This window comes from Candidatus Nitrospira nitrosa (assembly GCF_001458735.1).
GTDB lineage: Bacteria > Nitrospirota > Nitrospiria > Nitrospirales > Nitrospiraceae > Nitrospira_D > Nitrospira_D nitrosa.
On record NZ_CZQA01000014.1, the window covers coordinates 97,785 to 119,224 of the forward strand.

Below are 21,440 nucleotides of genomic sequence, written 5' to 3' on the forward strand. Positions count from 1 at the left end.
CTAGGCTCCAAACTCCGAAGCCGGAAGAAACGCGCGTGCAGTTTGTGACGCATGCCTCCTCACGCGCGACACTACTTCAGCTAACGTCCAGCTCCCGTTTAGCACGAGGTAGACATGGCCATGGTCCAGCAGAATGATAGGCGTTTTCCGTCCAGACGCTTGCTCAACCGCTGTCGATGAATAACCAGACATAGAAATCATGATTCCCATCGTATTGTCGGCCTTGTCGTTCACTTTAGCCAAGAATGTATCAACATCTGGGGCACCCGCTTGTTCTCTGGTGAACTTCAATTCGGTCAAATAGGTCGTGCCCTCAACCGTTACAGACCCATCAATCTGCCGTCCGCCTGAAGAATATGGACGCCGATTAGTCATCTCGAAGAAATCGACCACATCAAAAAACCAATCTTGGAACTCGTAACCAGCCTCCGCAGTACCGATCCGCCTTGAAAGTTCCTTTAATTTCTCGGCGAGGGTTTCCAGAGATTGTCGCTTCTTAATCGTCTCCTGCATTCGCTGATGAGCGGCCTTTCTGGTCTCTTCCCTCGTCTTGGCATCGTCTGCGTTTTGCTTCTGCATATTCAAATAGTGACGAAGTGCCACTATTGCCTCTTTAGCCGATTGAATCTTTGCGGGCGCATCTTCCCAGCCTTCGAGGTCGGGAAACTTCACTTGATCGGAGAGCGACGCACCCATCTGCTTAATAACCTGAGCACCCTTGCTATCCGATTCTAGCTTTGGAAACAATCGCCCTACAAACACACGCTTGGTTTCAGTTTCTTGCCATGTTGCAAGAAAACCTTCTGCAATCTTGTGACGCCGGAGAAAGTTTAGAAGGGCATTCTTCCTCCAAAACGATTTCAGCAGTGCATCTTGGACCAGATCAATGAAATGAGAGGGTAACCGTTCAGGCATAGTTACCCTCGCACTCCATTAGATATGAACTTTCCATTAAAGGCCTGTGAAAGGATGGACTGCCTCAAACGATCGGCGCGGGCGAGGTTGACTTTGACGGCGGCTTCGAGTTCCTCGATGATCGACAGGCGGCGCTCGACTTCGGCCACGATGCAAAGTTGTTCGGAAAGACTAGGAATCGCGATGGAAATCATCCGAATCGTTCCCATGGAAAGAGAAGGCTGCGCTACCGCTTTGGCAAATCCTAACGCTATTGCGTTTCCAAGGGGTGAACGGAGAAACAGTTCCAGGTAGCCCGGCGACACGAGTTCAGAAGTCACTCTAATCATCGCAATGTTAGGGCCGAGAAAATACGGTTGGTCATCCGGCACTCGAGCTACATTTCCGGTTCCTGCTCCGACGAAGACCATCAAAAGATCACCGGGGTATAATCGGGAGCGGGTAAGGTGAGCGACTGTGCTGTTTTTGACGCGGGAGAACTCAGTTCTCTTAAAGCCATACCTGCCCGCGTTCTCGGCTTTTATGACGGCAAGATCGCCACCTTGGTCATATTTTACGTATTTCGTGTATTCGAACCCTGCGAGCTTGGTGACGAATGCTATTGCATCTACGCTTAACCAGCACCATTTCTCTGGTAGCGACGGCGCACTCCTGCCATCCGGAGAAATAGGCTCCTTGTATTTCCCTCTTCCACTCCACTTCGCCCGGCGTTCGGCGAGGATGCGTTCGAGGAGCTTGCTGGCTGGCTCGACGTTAGGGTGCTGCTTGCGCCAGTCTTCGGTCAACTTCCCTTCGACAGCGGCTTTGAGGACGGCAGCTTTGTAGCATTTGAGGTTGGCTTTGACGCGCTTGAGATTGGCGACGGCTTCGTCGAGACGGGAGAATTGCTTTTCAATCTCCGCGACGATGTCGCGTTGTTCATCTAGGGTCGGCTTGACCAACTCTGATTGCTCAAACCTGCCCTTAGTGATATGCGCCAGCCCAGCTCCACCATGTGCAGCACGGATATATTCGTTGAGGTTCTGGTTGATCGCAAGCTGAAGAAACTTCTTATCGAAATCAGCTTCGTCAAACATCACCTTAAAGATGTGTTGGTTTAGCCAAGCCTTCCCACCGCGCCATATATGGGCACCAAATGAAGTTCCGGGCGTGCCAGACCAAGCAAACAGCAGATCGCCGCTATTAAGCAAGAACTTCTCTGGTAGATCCCCCTTGTAGTAGTTGAAGGGAGCTTCCGCATTATTCAGATTTTGGATACGGACGATCGGGATGCCGCTTTCTCTCCATTCGGTCGGTTTGAAAGCTCGCCCGTTAATCAACCTGAGGGCATCGCCAATACGAACCTTGCCCCAATCACTCGTTGCTTTACTCCCCGCGATTGTCTTCACGCCGCTAATGCTCCGTTCAGCCCTTCAATCACCTTGTTCAGCTCTGTCCCAAAGGACTGATGCACTTTCTCTAGCCCACCTTCTTGAGCAAAGAGCGCGAACTCGAAGTCGTCTGGCGCAACAACAAGATTCGCCGCGACATGGTCACGGATCATTTGCGGGCATACCCAACGACGGAGCAGAGCCCTTGCAACACGGCTTGTATGGTTTGTGGCGACAGTGCGCCGAAGGTTTTGACGATGCTGCTTTCGGACAGGGTAAAGACTTTGTCGAACCTGATCCAACAAGCTTTGGGGAGAGCGCCTTCCACCAAGTCCGTTGCAACGATTGGCATGGCGTGATTTGGCTGGGCAACTGGGGTGATGGCCAACCCGATGAAGTCGGCATGTCGATCCGAAGGGGTCAAGACCATGACAGGCCGTTTCTTGGCCGACTGGAGATCAGAATAGGGAAACGGAATCAAGACCAGGTCGCCTGGCTTACACGCCATTCCAAACCTCGTCGTCCTGGTTATCCCACACATGGCGCATGGCCGGTTCCTGCGCCTGCTTCAATTCTTCGGTATGACGGTCTCTCAGGCCATGCTTGATTTCGATGTACTCGACGAAATCCAGTACTTCCCGCGCCAAGACGTCCGGAAGTTTCTGAACTTCCTTGAAAATTTGTTCAGCTGTCGACATATCGTTCTTCCTCTCTTAGGCCACCAGGGCCATATTCAGGCTTTCTATTATGGTCTGAAGGCCGTCCGGAAACAATCGATAGGCTTTTCCCAACCCACCGGCCTGGGAAAAGGGTGCGTACTCGAAGTCGTCTGATTCAACCCCCATGTTTGCCGCAATATGGTCCCTAATCATGCTGAGCCACTGCCTCTGCTCATCGGTAAACTTCCTGCCTCTGCCCTCCTGCTCCCCAAGCCAGGCGTTGAAGTTGGCATTGACCTTCTCGGGAAATGGCACCAGCTCATTGTCCTGATGCGTGGCAAAGCGGACAAGAGAAACCAGATCGGTCAGGATGCGCTTGCCGCTCGTTCCTTTAACCTTCGACTTCTCCAACGCCGCATAGGCCTGCCAGAGCTGCGATTCGTTCCAGAGGTAGGGCGGCTTCTCAATGGCGTTGGCCAGGTCCTTGATGTCCTCGAACTTCAGCCGCTGTTTATACGGCTTGCTGTAGAGCACCTGCAGGGCGGTGATCTCGTCTTTGTGCTGTGTAATGAACTGTTCGAACGATTGCACGATGGTACGGGCGCGTGCTAACGCGCCGGCGCTGAAACCTGCTTCGATGACCTGGTCCTGGCTCACGTGATCGATGGTCAGTTCGTTCTTCTTTTTGATCTCGACCAGGAGTTCCCTGAATTTCGGATCGTGAAACGGCTTGGCCGCTGTTTGGATCAGCTTGGTGGCCACCTGCTGAATCTGCTGCTCTGTCGGCTTGCTTGTGCCGAACTGCTGCGTGGCTCGCTCTTCCTGCCGATCTGGATTGACCGCTTCCACGAGACTTCGGCTGAGGTCTTTGAGCGAGAAACCGCCGCTCGCTTTGCGGATGGCCTGTTCATCGGCCTTGGTGATGCGATGCTCCATGCGGGCCAGCCGTCCGGCGATGCTGGTGAGGACGTCCTCTTCCGTGTTCCCCAATGCGACGGCTTGAAGCAGCTTCTCAAAGGCCACGTCGGGCTTTTTCTCCATCGGTCGCGCGTCGGTCTTGTCTTGCTCGCACACGCCGACGGTATCAACGATGACGAAGTGGTCTTTGGTCGTGGCATCCGGCGTGACGGCCTTCAGATCATCCGGCTTGATGACGCGGACACCCCGGCCCTTCATCTGCTCGAAGAAGGTGCGGGATTTGACCGCGCGCATGAAGACGACGATCTCGACCGGCTTGATGTCGGTGCCGGTGGCGATCATGTCCACCGTGACGGCGATTCGGGGATGATAGCTGTTTCGAAAGGACTTGATGAGGTCCTTGGGACTTACGCCGGTGGTGCGATAGGTGATCTTCTGAGCGAACTCGTTGCCCTTGCCGAACTCTTCGCGCAGGATTTCGACAATGTTCTCCGCGTGAGCGTCATCCTTGGCAAAGACGAGGGTCTTCGGCACTTCGGTGCGGCCGGGAAAGATATCAGTGAAGAGCTTGTCCCTGAAGGCTTTGACGATGGTGCGGATCTGGTCCGGCGCGACCACGTCGCGGTCGAGCTGATCAGGATCATACGCAAAGTCATCGTCCAGCCGCTCCCACCGTTTGGTCCGCGTCTCCCGATTCATCAGCTGCACGCTATACCCGGCCTCGACCGTGGAGCCTGTCTGCGTGATGGCGGTGCGGATGCGGTACACGTCGTAGTTGACGTTGACGCCGTCGGCCACGGCCTGCTCATGGTTGTATTCCATCACGAGATTTTGATTGAAGAAGCCGAAGGTCTGCTTGTTGGGCGTGGCAGTGAGGCCGATGAGGTGGGCATCGAAGTATTCCAGCACCTGCGCCCAGAGGTTGTAAATGGACCGGTGGCATTCGTCGGTGACGATGATGTCAAAAGTCTCAATCGGAATCGACGGGTTGTAGTCCAACGGATCGGGTTTCTTGAAGAGCCGTTCGAGGTCAGAGACGGAGGCTTCTTCGTCTTCGTCCGACAGTTCCCGCCCCTTGAGCATGGAATACATGCGCTGGATCGTGCTGATGCAGACCCGCGCGGTGGTATCGAGAGTATTGCCCGCCAACCGCTGAACGATGAACTCTTCGGTGAACTTGAAGTTGTTGTAGGGCGAAACGTATTGCTGGAACTCTTTTAACGTCTGGTCGCCCAGGTTCCCGCGATCCACGAGAAAGAGGACGCGCTTGGCCCCACCGAACTTGATGAGGCGGTAGATGAAGTTGATGGCGGTGAAGGTCTTGCCGCTGCCGGTGGCCATTTGAATCAAGGCGCGCGGGCGGTCTTGCGCCATCGACTGTTCTAAGTTGGTGATCGCGGTGATCTGCGCTGGCCAGAGGCCGGTGGTGCTCAGCGACGGCAGCGTCTTCAAGCGGCCACGCAGTGTGGTGGCTGTTTCAGCGGCCAAGGATGCGCCGTGCAAATCCTTTGGCACTTCGTCATGGTGCGGCATGAACGAAGCCAGTGTCTCAGGTCGATGGAAGCTGAATACCGGACGGCTGCGCGGATGAGGATCGAGGCCGTTCGTGAATCGCGTTTCTACGCCGGTGCTCTGATAGAGAAATGGCAAGGGTCGGACATGGGCGGGCAAGTCTGATGGGAGGCCCTTACTGTATTTCTCGGCCTGGACTTCCACGCCGATGAGAGTCACGCCTTCTTTCTTGGCCTCGATAACCCCGGCAGCCTTACCATCAATATAGAGAAGATAATCCGCGAAGCCGTGCCCGCTCACGAGAGGGAAATTTCTCAGGACGACTCCCCGGCCGGCATGAAGATTGGCCGACTTGGTGTCTTGGACCTTCCAGCCGGATTGTTCCAACGCCCGATCAATCTGCTCGCGGGCTTTATCTTCAGGCGTCGGCATGCCCAAGCCTCATCCAGGACTGAGGGAGAGTTGGCGAAAAGGGATACCTTGTTTTGTTGAGGAATGCAACTATTCCGAAGATGGGACTGCGTTGAGGCCAGGAGTAGAATCGCTGATGGCCTACGAGCCATGCCCTACAATTTCTTCCTCACATCCTTCCAATCCTTCGCGACTTTCGCCTTGCGCGGCACCTCGCCTTTCGAGGGTTCGGGCACCATGATCGCCTCAAGGCGGCGTTGCAAGAAGGCCTCCGCAAATGCCTTGGATCGGCCGACACCAACCTTGACTGTCCTCCAACCTGCCTCATGGAGTTCATCAATTTTCATCCCTAGGGCGTTTGCGTCGGCCGGTAAGGTCACCACAGTACCCGTCGGGAACTTGTGCTGTTTGAGCCAATCTCTGGCTTCGGCGCTCGCCTGAAACCCATCCATCTTTGTGTTTGTGGTGACCACATAGATCACCTTGTAATAAAACTGCGTGAGCTTCCCGAGTTCATCAGCGGCTCCGGGCATCGGCTTTCGTTCTGATTCAAACGTGACTCCGATGGCAGGAACTCCGTTCGGTGCCGACCCTTCGAGCAGCGAGGACAGTTCGATCATGAGAATAGGCTGCCGCTTCTCCCAGACCGCAAGATTGGCCTGGCCTTCTGTCTTCTCAACTCGCGGGCTGTTGCCAATGATGACCTTGACTGGTGCGACACCTTGTGCCTTGGTGGTGTAGGCCAGCAATGCCCGGCCGTCCCAACCGGTCAACGCGGTGGCAACAACCTTTCCGTCTACCACGAGTTCAAGTGGTTCTCCCCCGAGTGCAGCAATGAGCACCAGGTGTTTCGAAACGAGCTTGGCTTCGATGGTCGTCGGCTGACCGGGAGCGGTCAGCGCATCTTTCACAAGGATCGTAGCGGAACTTTTCTCCGCTGCAAACAGCGGACTCGGTGAGGCAGCAACGAGAAGAGTGAGAAAAACACAGGCGCCGCGGATTTGGTTAATCATTGGCCGCATCGCCTTACTGGACAGGACAAGACGGATCCGGAACTCGTTGATGACCGTTATGCTTTTAACGCTGTGAGTACTTCATCCGCATGCCCATCGACTTTCACTTTCCGAAAGACTGCCTTCACGTTTCCTTCAGGATCGATGACAAACGTACTGCGCTCGATGCCCCAGTACTTCTTGCCGTACATATTCTTCTCTTTATAGACACCATACGCCTTCGAGATAGCGGCATCTTCATCACTGAGCAGCGGAAACGGAAGTCCGAATTTCTTAATGAACTTCTGGTGTGATTCTTTTCCATCCAAACTCACCCCGACGATCGCTCCTCCGGCCCGAAGAATCTGCGACTCCACATCGCGAAAATCACAGGACTCTTTCGTACAGCCAGGCGTATCGTCTTTCGGATAGAAATAGAGGACGATCTGTTTTCCCTTAAAACTCTTGAGCATCACGGATTTTCCATGCTGATCTGGAATGCCCAACTCCGGTGCCTTGTCTCCGACCGCCAGTTCTTTGCTCATGGTTCCATCCTTCATCTGAATTAATACCCACCAGGCATACCGCCACCGAACGATGACCGACGAGGCGTATAGGGCCCCGGCATCTTCTTGTTCTTGTTCTCCGGATTGCCGTATGGCGAGAGTGCCGGTGAATCCCAAATGACCTTGTCTCCAGGGGAGAGATCCGCGGCTTCGAGAAAATGCTTCCTGGCGACTTCTGCATCGCCGAGTGCATTCAGAGCCAACGCATAATTGTAGTGGGCCGGGCCTGAGCCTGGCGCTTCAGTGACAGCTTGCTCGAAATATCGCTTCGCATCCTCGAACTGTTGGGCTTGATAGGCCTGCGTACCTTGCTCTGTCAAGGTCATGGCCTGCGGCCGGGCTGCCCCATCCAGAGTGAGCGGCACCAGCGGCTTCCGCTTCTGGAAACAGCCGGCACCGACGAGCAGCAGAACCATGAGGGCGAGAACCGTCACGCGCGAAAGGAGACAAGTCATGGTCACAGCACCTCGTTGTTCAGATCTTCACCTGCTTGCGGGTCTCTTCTTCGAAGGTCTTTCGATACAACACGTCCCATTCGGCGCTCCCCTCAACAAGACCTCGCGAATACGAGGCTAACTTCGTCCTCACTGTCCGATCAATGTGCTGTTCCTGCGCAAGTTCGTCCGCCAACACCTTCTTGATTTCCTTCAAGACCTGCTCGTCACTGCGCTTGAGCCGAACACCGGGCGCGTGCTTCATGGCCTTGAGGATCACATGTGACAAGTGGCTGACCTTGTCTTCAGTCAACATACATCAAAATTCGGTAAGGGGTTAGTCGTGAGGGGTAAGGGGAAATCATCGATGGTTCTTCGCCTCACCGTTCACTCGTCACAGGACGATTCCTCGCTCGCGAACTAATTTTTGCTTCACCATCTGAAACATTTTCTGGTAATCCACTTGACCCTGGTCAATCTGCTGTTGATACGCCTTCAAGAGTTGACGCACCTCAGCATTCAGACGATCTTCGACTGAGAGCTCCTGTGTGATGGCGTGATCCAGCGCCTCGACCAAGACCTTGCGATCGCCCACCAACTCCAGATCATCGTGCCGTTGCAGATGCCCCGTCAGACTTTCCGCGAGATGACGCACCCGTTCTTTGGAGAGCCGCATCGTGCCTACCCCTGTTCAAGCACAATGGACGGCGCGTGCATGACCTGCCGGAGCTGTGTGGCATCGCCGACGATCTTCCCGACGATATTCACACGATCGGCCGGAACCGGGTCGGCGCCCATACTCATCGGCGTTCGCCCAAAAAAGATGGCCAGGACTTGCCCGACCCCCCAGAACGCGACATCACCGACTTTCACCTGCGTGGTCGCGGTTTCCCGATGGTCGCGGACTCCGGGAAGAGGGAAATAGAACTCCTCGCCCCACGTATTGATCGACGCCGTCACGGGAAGCGCCGCATAGACCTCGTCCGCCGTCTTGGTCTTTCTGAGTTCCGCCTCCAACCGAACGCCCCCGACGGTAATGCGGATTCGTTTTGCCGGCACAGTCATAGGATCCATCGGCAAATAGTTCCTGACTCGACACTACAGTTGTTCTTGATGCCGCGAACTCTAGCTTGTCTCCTACGCGAAATCAAGGCTACAATCCTTCGTGATGCTCACTTCCAGCTTCATCTTCTTGCCAGGCGTCGGTCCGGTCACGGAACGCCGTTGGTGGCAGGACGGTGTACTGAACTGGAACCGCTTCCTCGCTCTTTCTGCAATCCCCGGACTCTCGATGGCTCGGAAACGTTGGTATGACGACGAACTCCGAGCGGCACAATCGGCCACAGAACAGGGCCAGTTTCGTCAATTGGCTTCGCGCTTCCCACGACGCGAACATTGGCGGCTCTACGAAACATGCCGTTCCCGCGCAGGCTATCTGGACATCGAGACCACAGGCACCTCACCACAGGAGGGCGACGTGACGGTCGTTGGACTCCATCACCACGGACAGACGATGAGTCTGGTGCGAGGGGAAACCCTCACGGCAGAACGATTACAGGCTGAACTCGACCACTGTGACCTCCTGGTCACATTTTTTGGATCCGTATTTGATATTCCCTATCTCTGTGCTAAGTTTCCCGGGCTTCGTCTGCCTCCATGGCACTTTGATCTGTGTTTTGCCGCACGCCGACTTGCATTACAGGGCGGACTCAAGCACATTGAACAAACACTGGGTATCGAGCGGAGCGAGTCCATTCGGGGACTAGATGGATGGGATGCAGTTCGCCTCTGGTCTCAGTGGAATCAGGGGGACCTGGTCGCTCGTGACCAGCTTTTGGCCTATAACCGAGCAGATACTGAACACCTCGTGCTCCTGGCAGATCGATTCGCGGAGGATTTAATGACTCAATTGGGCGCATCTTCGGTCGTGTTGTCTACCTCTCACCCACCCTCAACCCGATGAGTACATGGATCGGTATCGGCCGAAGCGAAACAGGTCTGGTGCGGGCGTCAAACCAGGATGCCTTTGCCGTAATGGACACCACAGGAATGTGGGCCGTCGCCGACGGGATGGGCGGTCACGTGGGCGGCGCGGTCGCAGCCCAGACGGCCATCTCGACGGTGCAAACCCAAGCTGCGTTCTCACAGGAGCAGCTCCGCAGCGGATCAGCCTCACCGATTGATGTGTTGACCACGCTGATCAGCCGCGCGCATGACGCCATTCTGGCGCAGGCCCGCTCCCAACCGAAGCTCAAGGGGATGGGGACCACCCTCGTGCTGCTGACCGTCGTCCCTGACCAAACCTCCATGGCCTACGTCGCTCACATCGGTGACAGTCGTGCCTACCGGTTTCGCGCCGGGGCGCTGACTCCCCTCACCAGAGATCACTCATTGATCGAAAAATATCTCGAGCGCGGTATCCTCACTCCGGAAACAGCCAAAACCCATCCCGAGCGACATGTCCTGACTCGCGCCCTTGGCGTCTCGTCAACAGTAACCCCCACGATCGCCGGCTGTGCCATGCAGGAAGACGATCTCGTGATTCTCTGCTCAGATGGCCTGACAAAAATGTTGGAGGATCAGGATATTCAACGTGTGCTATGCAATGACGACCCCAGCCCGGCCAGTGCCTGTGATCGTCTGATCGCTGCGGCACTCGATCGTGGCGGGGAAGACAACGTCACGGTCGTCGTCGTCGCCTATCGATAAGCCCCGCTGACTTCGTGGTTGACAAGACACACGCGGGCGTGTACGTTCCCGCATCACACTAGTGAAACCCGTCACACTGAGGGAGCCCCTAACATGCGCCAACAGGCGTCGTTTGTTCTTGTAAGCCTTGCCTTCTTCCTCTGCGTCACCACAAGTTCCTTGGCAGCAGAACCCTCCGATCCCGAGACAGCCATTCGCTTGATGATACGTGCGAACGCCGAAAAAGACCTCCCGGCACTGTCACGCCTCATGGCGCATGATGCCGACATCGTCAGCTATACCGTCGGTGGGCGCAAGTACGTTGGCTGGCCTGATTTTGAACGGGAGATGCGTGAGGAATTTGTCAACGCGCAGAAAATCGAAATTCCCATCACCGAGTTAAAGGTCTGGACCAAGGGCGATCTGGCTTGGTTCGCGATGGAAGTCGACTATATCCGCTATGTCGGAGAGGGATCAGCCGTCAAACGAACCGTCCTCCCTTTACGGGAAACCGGTGTGCTCGAGCGTCGTGCCGGGCGCTGGCAACTGCTGTCATGGCATGAGTCCTTTCGATCCGCTCAACTCGGTGGGCCACTTGCGTCGCCCGCGGCGGCAGCAGGATCGCAAAAGCTCGTTAGCACTGTTTCCATGCCTGATGTCAGCGGGGAGTGGGACATTCTCGAAGTCGAGGATGAAAAACGCTACAAGGCCACCCTCGATAAGAGTGGAAACGGCCCTTACACGCAACAAGGCGGACGGTTCGTCACCACCAAGATCGAGAACCACCTGTGGCAGGGCACGTGGCATCAGCCGGGTAATGATCGCGAAGGTGGTTTCGAGGTACTCCTTTCAGAAGACGGGAAGGAAGCCAAGGGAATCTGGTGGTACACACGAGTCGATACAAGAAAAAACATCCCGCCTAAGGAACATGGAGGCACCTATCATTGGAAGAAAGCGGCATCATCGCCGGCCAGCAACCAATGAGTCAACGTGCTTCCTCTACGGCATATCGACAAATCGGAGTCCGGTTCAACATCATCGCTTCACTGCCTCAGGGAGGTCTTATGTACAGATCCCTCATGCTGTTTCTTGCAACCATGTTCATGATTTCATCGGCCTATGCGGATGGAGGGCATGATCACCATGCCGTTCCCACATTGAAAAAACAAGTCGGTTCAAAGATCGTCTATGGGGAGAACACAGCGACTCTCACCTTCGGACCCATTGATCTTCCGGCCGGGCATACCGAGGGCGACATGGGCGATTCCATGCCTCGGTTTAACTTCCAGTTGCCTGAGGACAAGTACTTGATCGGCTTTAAGTCCGCCTTATCCACAGCCGATGGAAAAGAATTGCCGAGAAACTATCTGCATCACATCTTGATGATCAACAACAGCCAACCCAGCATCTCCTGCCCCGGAGAACCGCTCTTCTTCGGCGGGGCTGGCTTGGAGATGGCCGAAACTCAATTCCCCGATGGATACGGAGTCAAACTTGAGAAGAATGACAAACTGATGACGGTCGTTGCCTTCTATCATGGTGCTCCACCAACCAAGAACGTCATTGCCACCTTCACCATGTATTTTGCTCCCAAGGCCAAACCTATCCAGGCAATGAATATCTATCAGGTTGGTGTCAACATCGTCTGCTTTACCAAGTTTGGGGATCGTCCCTCCGATCAGACCGACGAGGGAATCGAGATTCGGCATGGCGTTCAGGTCCATACGGCACCGCTAAAGTTTTCAACAAGCGGATGCGTCAAATTCGCCTACCCACACGGTCACGATGAGCTGCTCATGATCGCACTGGAGAACAAAACCAAGAAGCAAACGCTTCTTCGGACGGTACCGGATGTTGAAGGAGACGGAACGCTCCGTGAATTCCTCCCCCATCAAGTCTATAGAGACCCCCAGGGATTTCCAATCAGTAAGGATGATGATTACGAAATGATAATGGTCCATCATCACCCGCTTCAGAAAACTGAACTCCAACATGGGATGGGGAACTACTTGCTATACATGACGCCAGGATCTTGTCCAGCCAAGAGTGCCTCCGTCACCCAGTAGCGCGAACGTACTCGGACCAGTCGGCTCATCATAGCCGGCTGGTTCGGTTTTCGCTGTACAGCTCCACGCCCGCTCGTTTCGTCTCTATTCCTTCTTCGATATAGAATATCCCCATCTGGCACGCCCTCACCTGAACTTCTGTTTAAAAATCCAAATCCTTTGGTAGAACCGGCATCGGGCTTGTATACTGAGTGAGCTTAGGTTTCATACGTACTACATTTCACCAAACACGACAGCACGGTTATTTACCTCAACGTTGCCCGGTGATGATAGCCGCCACATCGTCCCAAGCCAATTCTTCCTCCGCTGGTCATGAGTCGATCCAGACGCTGACACGGTTTCTGCAAGCGATCGGACACCCGACAAGTCTGACGCGCCTTGCCGACCAAATTCTCTTGAGCCTCTCTGAAATCGCCCACTATCCACAGGGTTCCCTTTTCCTATTCGAACGAGAACATCGCCACTACCGTCAGATACATTCGTTCGGACAGATCAAGACCGTTGCACCTCCTTCGGTCATGGCTGTTGACCATCCTCTAGTCCAGGCTCTCATCGCGGACCAACACATCGTGGACAGGCTGGAATCACCTCTTATCCCACACGCCAAAATTTTCAATGACAGAACGCATCCCCTTCCAGGGTCCCATGTCCTTGCCGTTCCACTCCTCACACATGGAACCCTGATTGCATTCATATTACTTCACTCTCCAGCCACACAGGCAGCACTCTCACCCGTCACCATGGAAATCCTGACAGCGATGGCCCAGAGTGCCGCAAATGCACTTGATTCGCTCCTGATTTATGAAGATCTCCGCCAATCCCAGTCCCTCATGCGCCGAACCGACAGGCTGCGTTCACTGGAAATCATCGCCGGCGGGTTTGCCCATGAAATCCGTAACCCGTTAACGTCCATTAAGACCTTTATTCAGCTGGCTCCCGAGCGGAAAGACGACAGCCAATTTATCGTGGAATTCAGCCGCATTGTCCTTGAAGACGTCAATCGGATCGAGCGATTGATTCAAGAAATCCTTGATTACGCCCGTTACATGGAACCGCAGATGACCGACGAGGACCTGAATGACCTCGTCACATCCTGCCTGTACTTCATCCAAGTTAAGGCAGACGGGCGAGGGATCAAGATTGAAAAACAGTTGGCGCCTGAGACTCCTCGTGGCATGCTGGATCGTCAGCAAATCAAACAGGTGCTTTTGAATCTCCTCCTGAACGCTCTCGATGCGATGGGTGAGGGACGCGGCAGCCTCCGGGTACGGACACATCAATTCCAGAAGCCTGAGGGTACGTTTTTCATGCAGATCGACATCGAAGATACCGGACAGGGAATCGCACCAGAGAACCTTGAGCACATCTTTGATCCATTCTTTACAACGAAACATTCAAGCACGATGAACGCCGGAACCGGGCTGGGGTTAACGATCGCGCACCAGATCATTCAGGAACATCACGGCACCATTCATGTAACCAGCACACTCGGTCAAGGCACGACGTTCCGCATTACTCTTCCCGCGCTTCATCAGTAGTACCCAAGGAGCCCTTGTGGAAAGCGTCATTGCAAAAAAGCGACTGTTATTGATCGACGACGAAGCCAGGGTCCGTGCCTCACTGAAAATGGTGCTGGAGCCGCTTTACGATATCGCCCAAGCAAGTGACGGTCCTGAGGGCCTCGACATCTTCCGCAAAGAAGTCCCTGATCTGGTTCTGCTCGACATCGTCCTGCCTGGCACCGACGGTCTCGCCGTGCTTCAGACGCTCAGAACGGAGCGCAAATCCACTCCGGTCATCATGCTCACCGGCACCAAATCCGTGAAAACCGCCGTGGATGCGATGAAGTTGGGGGCGGCCGACTATCTCTCAAAACCCTTCGACGTCGACGAGCTTCGGATCGTGATCGACCGTGCCCTGAACTCATCGGAGTTGGAACAAGAAGTCACCCAATTACGGGCACAAGTCGTCAAACGATACGCGTTTCACAATCTGATCGGGAAAAGCCAGGGAATGCAGGAGATCTACGCAAAAATTGAACAGGTTGCCGACAGCCGAACCACGGTACTCATCACCGGAGAAAGTGGAACCGGCAAAGAGTTGGTCGCCAAAGCCTTACATTACAACAGTTCCCGCCGAGAGCGTCCGTTTGTCGCACTCAACTGCGCCGCATTGCCTGAGACGCTGATTGAAAGCGAACTCTTTGGCCACGAAAAAGGGGCCTTTACGGACGCCACAGCCCGACGTGTCGGGCAGTTTGAACTAGCGAATACGGGAACCTTATTCCTCGACGAAATCGGCGATCTCAGTCCGATCACACAAGCCAAGCTATTGCGTGTCATTCAAGAACGAGAGTTTACGAGGATCGGCGGAGTGCAGCCGATTAAAGTCGATGTCCGCATCGTCGCTGCCACCAACAAAAACCTCGATGACCTTGTGCGAAAAGGGCTGTTCCGAGAAGATCTCTACTATCGCATCAATGTGATCGCACTCTATCTGCCTCCTCTTCGTGAACGGGTTGAAGATATTCCCCTCATCGCCAACCATTTTTTGGAGAAACGACTGGAGGAAGCACAACGTCCCCCTATTGAATTTGGGAAAGAGGCGCTGGAACTCCTGACCCGTTATCCTTGGCCGGGTAATGTGCGTGAGCTTGAAAACTTTATTGAGCAAGCGTTCATCTGGTCCCAACATGCCACGGAAATCACTCCGGAGCATTTACCAACATCGATGAAGAGCACCTCGCGTTCGCCATCGCTCCGCGACGACACCCTTGCCGGTCGGATGTCACTTGAGAAGGCCGTGATGGAATTTGAGCGGGAAATCATTCTCGACGCCTTGAAGCGAACCAATTATGTCCAGACCCATGCGGCACACCTACTGGGGATCAGCCGCCGAATGCTCAAGTATCGAATGGATACACTCGGTATCGGGCGACCAGACAATTCAACTACACAGGATTCCGAACATCACACGCAAGAATGACACGTGCACTTGCAAGAATGCCACACTTCTGCACATGTCACCATCATTGAGACATGAGCAATATTTCATAGACTTACCGCATATTCATATATGTAGCATTCTAAATAAAATGAGCTACCATATATGTACATTTACTGTAAGGCGTTGATAAGGAATGGTTTTTGCTTGTTTTTTGTCACGACTCATCTAGTATGGATCGCATGACGACTTCTAGCCAACCTTCCGCACAACCCACTGTTCTTATTATTGATGATGAGGTAGGCCCACGAGACGCATTGAAAGTTGTGCTTGGTCCATTTTGCACCATCCACTGTGCTGAGAATGCCAGGATAGCACTGGAGCTTCTCAGAACGAAGTCGATAGACCTCATTACCCTCGATCAGAAACTTCCGGATCGCCCAGGCCTAGAGCTCCTTCAAGAAATCAAGCTCGAGTATCCCCACATAGAGGTCGTGATTATCACGGGATACGGAAGCCTCAAATCCGCCATGGAAGGTATTCGTCACGGTGCGGCAGGCTACCTACTGAAACCCTTCAATACACACGAACTGACCACGCTCATTCAGCAAACAATCGAGAAAAAACGTCGACTAGATTTTCTTCGGCGATACCTCCGCAACTCACCGGAACTTTGGGGATCTCCGGAACAAGGCACCCAAGCGTGGAAAATTCTCCAAACCGAATACTTTTCTCTGTCTCCAAACAATGAGCCGGCGGCAGCGATACCCTCGCAAGACGATATGACACTGCTTCCGCTGCTCTCTGACATCCTTGAGGCGACTGACCGTCAGCTATTGAATCATTCGAGTCGTGTGAGTTTCTATGCCACATTAATGGCTGCTCGACTCAATCTTTCTCTTACGGACCAAAAGGCCTTGGCTCTAGGAGCCTTTCTCCATGATATTGGCAAAACGAACCTGCCTCACTATCGATTTTCTGACGATCAAGTTCTGCCGTCACGGGAACCTGTTTTGTGCCGAGAACATCCCGTCAACGGGGCTCGCATGATCGCACCCTTAGAGCTACCAGCTGAAGTAGGGCAGATTATCGCCGCGCACCATGAGCGATGGGATGGACAAGGATATCCCCGTGGACTGCACGGTACCGAGACTCCGCTGTTGGCTCGCATTGTGGGTATGGCTCAGTTGTTTGACCATTTGACTGCAGATACTCCAGGACGCTCTCCCCTTTCCGTCGAACAAGCCATTCAACAGATCACCAACCCGTCTCTGATGCAGTTCGACCCACAGCTTCTGGAACTGTTCATCGATGTCGTCAAAGAATCGACCGCCTCAATCCCGACTTTGAGTGCCGCTCCCGCTGCCTAAGCTACTCTTGTGCTCCAGCAATTCCGCAGCTGTTGCCCGCGTCTTTTGAGTCACTCGCTCACCGCCGAGCATGCGTGCGATTTCACTCTCTCGACTGGCACCTACCAAGGCCCGCACCTTGGCCACCGTCCGCCCTTTGACCTCGGACTTTTCCACGCAGAAATGGTGCTCGGCCTGGGAGGCAACTTGTGGAAGGTGGGTGATACACAGCACCTGATGATATTGTCCCAGGGCTCGCAAGCGCTTGCCGATCGTGGCTGCGACAGCTCCTCCGACCCCTGTGTCGATCTCGTCAAAAATGAGCACCGGCACCTGATCCACGTCCGCAAGGACAGACTTCAACGCCAACATGACCCGAGAGAGTTCCCCTCCTGAGGCCACACGGGCCATAGATTTGAGGGGCTCACCACTATTTGTCGATAACAGAAACTCAACCCGATCAACCCCATCCGGACCATACTCATCGCCTAACTCTGCTGGCTCCACCTGCACAAGAAATCTCACTGGTCCCATCTTTAACGCCTCGAGATCTTTTCCGACCAGTTTTGTCAACGAGATCGCAGCCTTGGTCCGCTTTTCAGAAAGCTGGCGCGCTAACTTGGCAACGGCCTGCTGTTGTTCAAGGATCAGACGATCACACTGCTCGAGCTCACTGCCTGAGCGGCTGAGTCGCTCCAACTCCTCCTTCACCCGACTCTGCGTAGCAAGCACGGCTTCAATCGTCCCTCCATATTTCTTTTTCATTCTATGAATGACCGCTAAGCGATCCTCGATCGTTGTTAACCGTGATGGATCGGCATCCAGTCCTTCGACGTACCCGCGAAGGCCATCCGAGACTTCCTTCAAGAGGACTCTGGATTCCGAGACAAGCCCCGCGATACCCTTCATCTCAGGATCAAGCTGAGCCAGTTCTCCTACCGCCCGCTCGACCAACGCCAAACTGGCCAAAATCCCCTGTCTATCCGCCTGAAGTTGTGCTTGGGCCTCCGATGCCAATTCCGTCAGACGACGAGACGAGGCTAACCGTTGCCGCTCAGCTTGGAGCCCTTCCTCCTCCCCAAGACGACAGGCTGCTTGATCTAATTCTTGTTGCTGAAAGCTCAGCACATCGTGCTGCTGCATCCGCTGATCGTTCGCAGCGGCCAACTCAGCACGCGTATGACGGGCACTGGTCCATTCTCGATGACTCGAGCGATATTGGTTTCGTAGATCTTGCAGCCGGCCAAATGCATCCAACACCTCCAGTTGAGCTGAGCCGGAGAGCAACGACTGCTGATCATGTTGACCATGGATATCGATGAGCGTGCCGGCAAACTCTTCCAATGCGTGAGCCGGGCTGAGCACTCCGTTCAGATAGACTCGGTTTCTCCCTGATCGGGCGATCGTCCGTCGGATGATGAGCTCGAAATCGTTCGGACCAATAAGCCCTTGGGCCCGAAGCCGAGGAAGGATTGGGTGAGTGGGTGGTATCTCGAAGACCGCTTCGAGCTGCGCTTCATCCTCACCAAAGCGGACTTGGTCACTTGAGACGCGACCACCAATAAGAAGCGCCACCGCATCGATTAACAGGGACTTCCCAGTCCCTGTCTCTCCGGTCAGTACGGTAAACCCTGAGTCGATTTCAAGACTCAGTCGCTCAATGACGGCAAAATTCGTAATCCGCAGCTCAGTGAGCATTGCTGCGACGAGACGCCCTAGGCAGTCCCAGCATGTTGAGCAAGAAGTGAATCAATCATTTCCTTGAATTGACGCTTTGGCCTGGCCCCAACCAGCTTCTCTACTTGTTGGCCGTTCTTAAAGAATAGAATAGTCGGAATACTCATCACCTGGTACCGACCAGCGACCTCAGGATTCTCATCCGTGTTCAACTTCCGAACTTTTAATTTCCCGTCGTATTCTTTTGCCAATTCATCGATGATCGGAGCAACCATTTGGCAGGGTCCACACCAGACGGCCCAAAAATCGACCATCACCAGTTCCGAAGCCTTCATAACTTCTGCATCCCATGTAGAATCTTCTACTTTCAAGGCATCACCAGCCACGTCTTTCCCTCCTTACAGAGTTAACATCACACACATGTCACGAGGCAATCATCGTACCCTACCACTGATTTTAGAGTCAAATACGGATCAGCGCCCGGCTTGAACGCGAGGTGGAGTCCCGTTGGGCTCGGAAACCTGTGGTGGCAATCCATAGGGTCCCCCAGGAGCCGGCCAGGGCAGACCGCGTTCTCCATATACCAGCGGATTCAGCAACGTCCGCATGAGGACAGCTTCTGCATTGCCCACACCGCCGACCCCCGTGAAATTCAACATGAACCCGTACTGCTCACGATCGGGGAATTTGATGTAATGGAGCCCCAATGACCAACACTTGCATGGATTTTGATACAAGGCGACAACGTCCAATTCAGGACTTCTCCCCTGCTTCACGTCATAATAGGCCTTGGCCCCAAAGGTCCACCCCCAGGGAGTACGTACCCCACCCCCCATCGTCACGAATTGAATCTCTTTTGTCGGAGCATACACTTCGTTGAAGGAGATGGGGTTCCAAATATCCCCTCGCCTGACCCGATTGCCATCCCTCGTATAACGCTGCCCCACTTCAACATACCAATTGGTTCCCTCCTGAAAGCGGAGATCTGCGTTGAATTGGCTCACGGTCAGCTGATACGGATCAACAAATGCGTCCATGGTCACGTACCGATTGATGGGAGGCCGCAGCGCCCAGGCTTGAGCGCCCTGACCAAAAATTGGAGTATCCAGCTGTGAAATACTGCTGAGCGGCGGGAGATTATTCCCAATCACGGCTCGCACCCAGATATCAGAGAACCTCTTGCCTTGAATAGGGACCGTCGCCGGCTGGATCGGCTGGGTGAACGAGCCAAGGAAAGGGGCGACGCCAGGCGTAAACTCGCGCGCCAACGTCTGCACGCCTCCGACATGGTAACTCTGAGCGACAGTGAGATCCAGCCAATTGAAGGCCGTCCCTGTCCCTGATTCCAGCACACGACTCCGGAGCATATAGGTCACGAGATTCTTCTTGGGCAGATCATCGATCTGATCGATTTGTGTCAACGCCGATTGTCTGGTGCCGGGGACATACTCATAGGTCACCGTCGGTTCCATCGTATGCAAGAGACTGTTACCATCAGCCAACGAAAAGCGGCGTGTGAGTTTCGATGTCGCATCGACCCCCAGCCAAAAGGTTTCTCGATGTTGAGCATCCTCCGACTGCGCACCTCTCGTGTAATACACCTCCCTAAACTTCGCCTGAGGACGAATCCCTACGAGGTGTCCGAGCTCAATCAGCTCCGTGGCAATGCCAGGAACAAGATTGAATCGGTTGAGGGCAAACCCGTCTTCTCGGTAAAAGTTGACGTAGTTTCCTTCCATGCCATACCGAACAGGTGAATTGAACAGAGACACATAGGGCAAGTTGTACCCGGCTTCGGGAAGGCGCTGAAAGGTATCTTTGCCACCGGCCTGTAACGGCTGCAGATACAAACCTAAGAGGTAGAGACTGCCGTAGGGAAGACGTTGGGAAAGTAAAAGATTCGATTCGGCACTCGGCAAGGCTCGGAGGACACCCGAGTTGCTCAACTGCTGATAAAAGTTCGGGTCAGTGACCAAATTGGCATTGGCCCGCAACAAAAGCGTATCCGTCAGATACTGCGTATGACTCCCGGTCACTGTTGCACGGGCTTGTTGCGCATCGCTGTTGGTCCCGATACCGCCGGCGTCCGGTAGCTGAGTCTGCTGCAAATAACTCAGATACCATTTGCCGCGCGATCGACGGTCCAATATGTAGCGATACTCAAAATCAGACCCGTATCCCAATCGATTGTAGTAGGACGGTGAGATCGTCACATCCTGACTCGGACTGATTGCCCAGAAAAAGTGGGCCTGCGCACCAAATCCAAACCGACTGTTGTACTTCGGAGTAGGAATCAGAAATCCGGTTTGTCGTCTCGCCATCGGATACGAGAAGGTCGGAAGAGGAATCGTCGGCACGTCCAAGATGCAGAACCATCCACCTTTAAAGGCCAACGTATCACTAATCGTCATGTCCACATCGTTGGCACGGAACCGCCAAGCCGGCACTTCTCCTTCTTGGGCATCACAGTTGGTAAAGCTGCCATCTTTCACACGATAGTGGTATTCGGACAATCGCTGTAGATATTGACCCGACACGAGCGCATTTCGGGAAGGAATGAAAAGCTCCGCATGCGTGGCAATACCGGCCTCGGTATTGACGTTCAACTCCAATCGCTCGGCTGTCACATCAGCTTGTACGTCGGTTAAATGAACATGACCGACAGCCGTAAGGATCCCGGGTAGGGCTTGAATGGTGGCGTGATCAGCAGTCAGCGTGATCCCTCCCTGACGAATGATCACGGCCCCGTTCGCTTCGTAGATTTCCTGTTCTTGTTGATAGTCGATCCGCTCGGCCGTGATGTCCAGAGGAGTAGAAGCCGAAGAAGATCCAGCACTTCCCCCTGGATGATCAGCGGCGGAGACCGAAAGGGGTGAGAGCAGAAGCGTGAGGAGAGTGAGCAGACCTCCTTGGCGAAGCCACGCGAGAGGATCCCCCATG

The 21,440-nt window shown here is 54.2% G+C and carries 19 protein-coding genes and 2 pseudogenes; 7 read left to right on the plus strand and 14 right to left on the minus strand.

Annotated features, from left to right (window positions below):
* The 11 genes and pseudogenes from COMA1_RS19965 to COMA1_RS20020 all read right to left on the minus strand — a co-directional run bounded on the left by COMA1_RS19965 (nucleotide 1) and on the right by COMA1_RS20020 (nucleotide 8,851).
* On the minus strand, nucleotides 1–915 hold the full coding sequence (locus COMA1_RS19965) for a restriction endonuclease (RefSeq protein ID WP_090751290.1): 915 nt from the start codon (nucleotides 913–915) through the stop codon (nucleotides 1–3).
* Nucleotides 916–917: 2 nt separating this feature from the next.
* Entirely contained in the window at nucleotides 918–2,303 is a 1,386-nt protein-coding gene (locus tag COMA1_RS19970) for a restriction endonuclease subunit S (RefSeq protein ID WP_176698210.1), read from the minus strand.
* A pseudogene (locus tag COMA1_RS21705) lies at nucleotides 2,300–2,512 on the minus strand (type I restriction-modification enzyme R subunit C-terminal domain-containing protein); the annotation flags it as partial. The pseudogene COMA1_RS21705 and the gene COMA1_RS19970, both read right to left, overlap by 4 nt.
* Entirely contained in the window at nucleotides 2,455–2,793 is a 339-nt protein-coding gene (locus COMA1_RS19980) for a type II toxin-antitoxin system PemK/MazF family toxin (protein ID WP_176698211.1), read from the minus strand. The gene COMA1_RS19980 and the pseudogene COMA1_RS21705, both read right to left, overlap by 58 nt.
* Nucleotides 2,783–2,983: a hypothetical protein gene (locus tag COMA1_RS19985; protein ID WP_090751294.1), complete on the minus strand. Its 201-nt coding sequence runs from the start codon at nucleotides 2,981–2,983 to the stop codon at nucleotides 2,783–2,785. Before COMA1_RS19985 ends, COMA1_RS19980 begins: the two co-directional genes overlap by 11 nt.
* Nucleotides 2,984–2,998: 15 nt before the next feature.
* Nucleotides 2,999–5,806 carry a type I restriction endonuclease subunit R gene (locus tag COMA1_RS19990; protein ID WP_090751295.1) on the minus strand — a complete coding sequence of 936 codons (2,808 nt, stop codon included), beginning with the start codon at nucleotides 5,804–5,806 and terminating at the stop codon, nucleotides 2,999–3,001.
* Between the two features lie 134 nt (nucleotides 5,807–5,940).
* Nucleotides 5,941–6,798: a hypothetical protein gene (locus COMA1_RS19995; RefSeq protein WP_141654435.1), complete on the minus strand. Its 858-nt coding sequence runs from the start codon at nucleotides 6,796–6,798 to the stop codon at nucleotides 5,941–5,943.
* Between the two features lie 56 nt (nucleotides 6,799–6,854).
* A complete protein-coding gene (gene bcp / locus COMA1_RS20000; RefSeq protein ID WP_090751297.1) occupies nucleotides 6,855–7,322 on the minus strand; it encodes a thioredoxin-dependent thiol peroxidase in 468 nt (155 codons plus the stop codon).
* A gap of 20 nt (nucleotides 7,323–7,342) precedes the next feature.
* On the minus strand, nucleotides 7,343–7,798 hold the full coding sequence (locus tag COMA1_RS20005; RefSeq protein WP_090751298.1) for a tetratricopeptide repeat protein: 456 nt from the start codon (nucleotides 7,796–7,798) through the stop codon (nucleotides 7,343–7,345).
* 19 nt (nucleotides 7,799–7,817) lie between these two features.
* Nucleotides 7,818–8,453, minus strand: a pseudogene (locus COMA1_RS21710) (DUF507 family protein).
* Nucleotides 8,454–8,458: 5 nt separating this feature from the next.
* Nucleotides 8,459–8,851 (minus strand): cyclophilin-like fold protein, encoded by a 393-nt coding sequence (locus tag COMA1_RS20020; protein WP_245631169.1) that lies wholly within the window; start codon nucleotides 8,849–8,851, stop codon nucleotides 8,459–8,461.
* A 94-nt stretch (nucleotides 8,852–8,945) separates the two neighbouring features.
* Between COMA1_RS20020 and COMA1_RS20025 the strand changes: the two genes are divergently transcribed.
* From COMA1_RS20025 to COMA1_RS20055, 7 genes are all read left to right on the plus strand, one after another.
* On the plus strand, nucleotides 8,946–9,740 hold the full coding sequence (locus COMA1_RS20025; protein WP_090751301.1) for a ribonuclease H-like domain-containing protein: 795 nt from the start codon (nucleotides 8,946–8,948) through the stop codon (nucleotides 9,738–9,740).
* A complete protein-coding gene (locus COMA1_RS20030) occupies nucleotides 9,737–10,486 on the plus strand; it encodes a Stp1/IreP family PP2C-type Ser/Thr phosphatase (RefSeq protein ID WP_090751302.1) in 750 nt (249 codons plus the stop codon). The genes COMA1_RS20025 and COMA1_RS20030 overlap by 4 nt, the downstream gene beginning before the upstream one ends.
* A gap of 93 nt (nucleotides 10,487–10,579) precedes the next feature.
* Nucleotides 10,580–11,449, plus strand: coding sequence for a nuclear transport factor 2 family protein (locus COMA1_RS20035; protein ID WP_090751303.1), 870 nt, complete (start codon nucleotides 10,580–10,582; stop codon nucleotides 11,447–11,449).
* An 80-nt stretch (nucleotides 11,450–11,529) separates the two neighbouring features.
* On the plus strand, nucleotides 11,530–12,531 hold the full coding sequence (locus COMA1_RS20040; RefSeq protein ID WP_141654437.1) for a hypothetical protein: 1,002 nt from the start codon (nucleotides 11,530–11,532) through the stop codon (nucleotides 12,529–12,531).
* 266 nt (nucleotides 12,532–12,797) lie between these two features.
* Entirely contained in the window at nucleotides 12,798–14,069 is a 1,272-nt protein-coding gene (locus tag COMA1_RS20045; protein ID WP_090751305.1) for a GAF domain-containing sensor histidine kinase, read from the plus strand.
* Nucleotides 14,070–14,085: 16 nt separating this feature from the next.
* Nucleotides 14,086–15,516, plus strand: a complete 1,431-nt coding sequence (locus COMA1_RS20050) for a sigma-54-dependent transcriptional regulator (RefSeq protein WP_245631170.1) — start codon at nucleotides 14,086–14,088, stop codon at nucleotides 15,514–15,516.
* A 200-nt stretch (nucleotides 15,517–15,716) separates the two neighbouring features.
* A complete protein-coding gene (locus COMA1_RS20055) occupies nucleotides 15,717–16,844 on the plus strand; it encodes an HD domain-containing phosphohydrolase (protein ID WP_176698212.1) in 1,128 nt (375 codons plus the stop codon).
* On the opposite strand, the gene recN is transcribed toward COMA1_RS20055, so the two are convergent.
* The 3 genes from recN to COMA1_RS20070 all read right to left on the minus strand — a co-directional run bounded on the left by recN (nucleotide 16,809) and on the right by COMA1_RS20070 (nucleotide 21,439).
* Nucleotides 16,809–18,521, minus strand: a complete 1,713-nt coding sequence (recN, locus tag COMA1_RS20060; RefSeq protein WP_090751307.1) for a DNA repair protein RecN — start codon at nucleotides 18,519–18,521, stop codon at nucleotides 16,809–16,811. The genes COMA1_RS20055 and recN overlap by 36 nt on opposite strands.
* Nucleotides 18,522–18,538: 17 nt before the next feature.
* Nucleotides 18,539–18,886 (minus strand): thioredoxin, encoded by a 348-nt coding sequence (trxA, locus tag COMA1_RS20065; RefSeq protein WP_090751308.1) that lies wholly within the window; start codon nucleotides 18,884–18,886, stop codon nucleotides 18,539–18,541.
* 87 nt (nucleotides 18,887–18,973) lie between these two features.
* Entirely contained in the window at nucleotides 18,974–21,439 is a 2,466-nt protein-coding gene (locus COMA1_RS20070; protein ID WP_090751309.1) for an LPS-assembly protein LptD, read from the minus strand.
* Nucleotide 21,440: the final 1 nt, after the last annotated feature.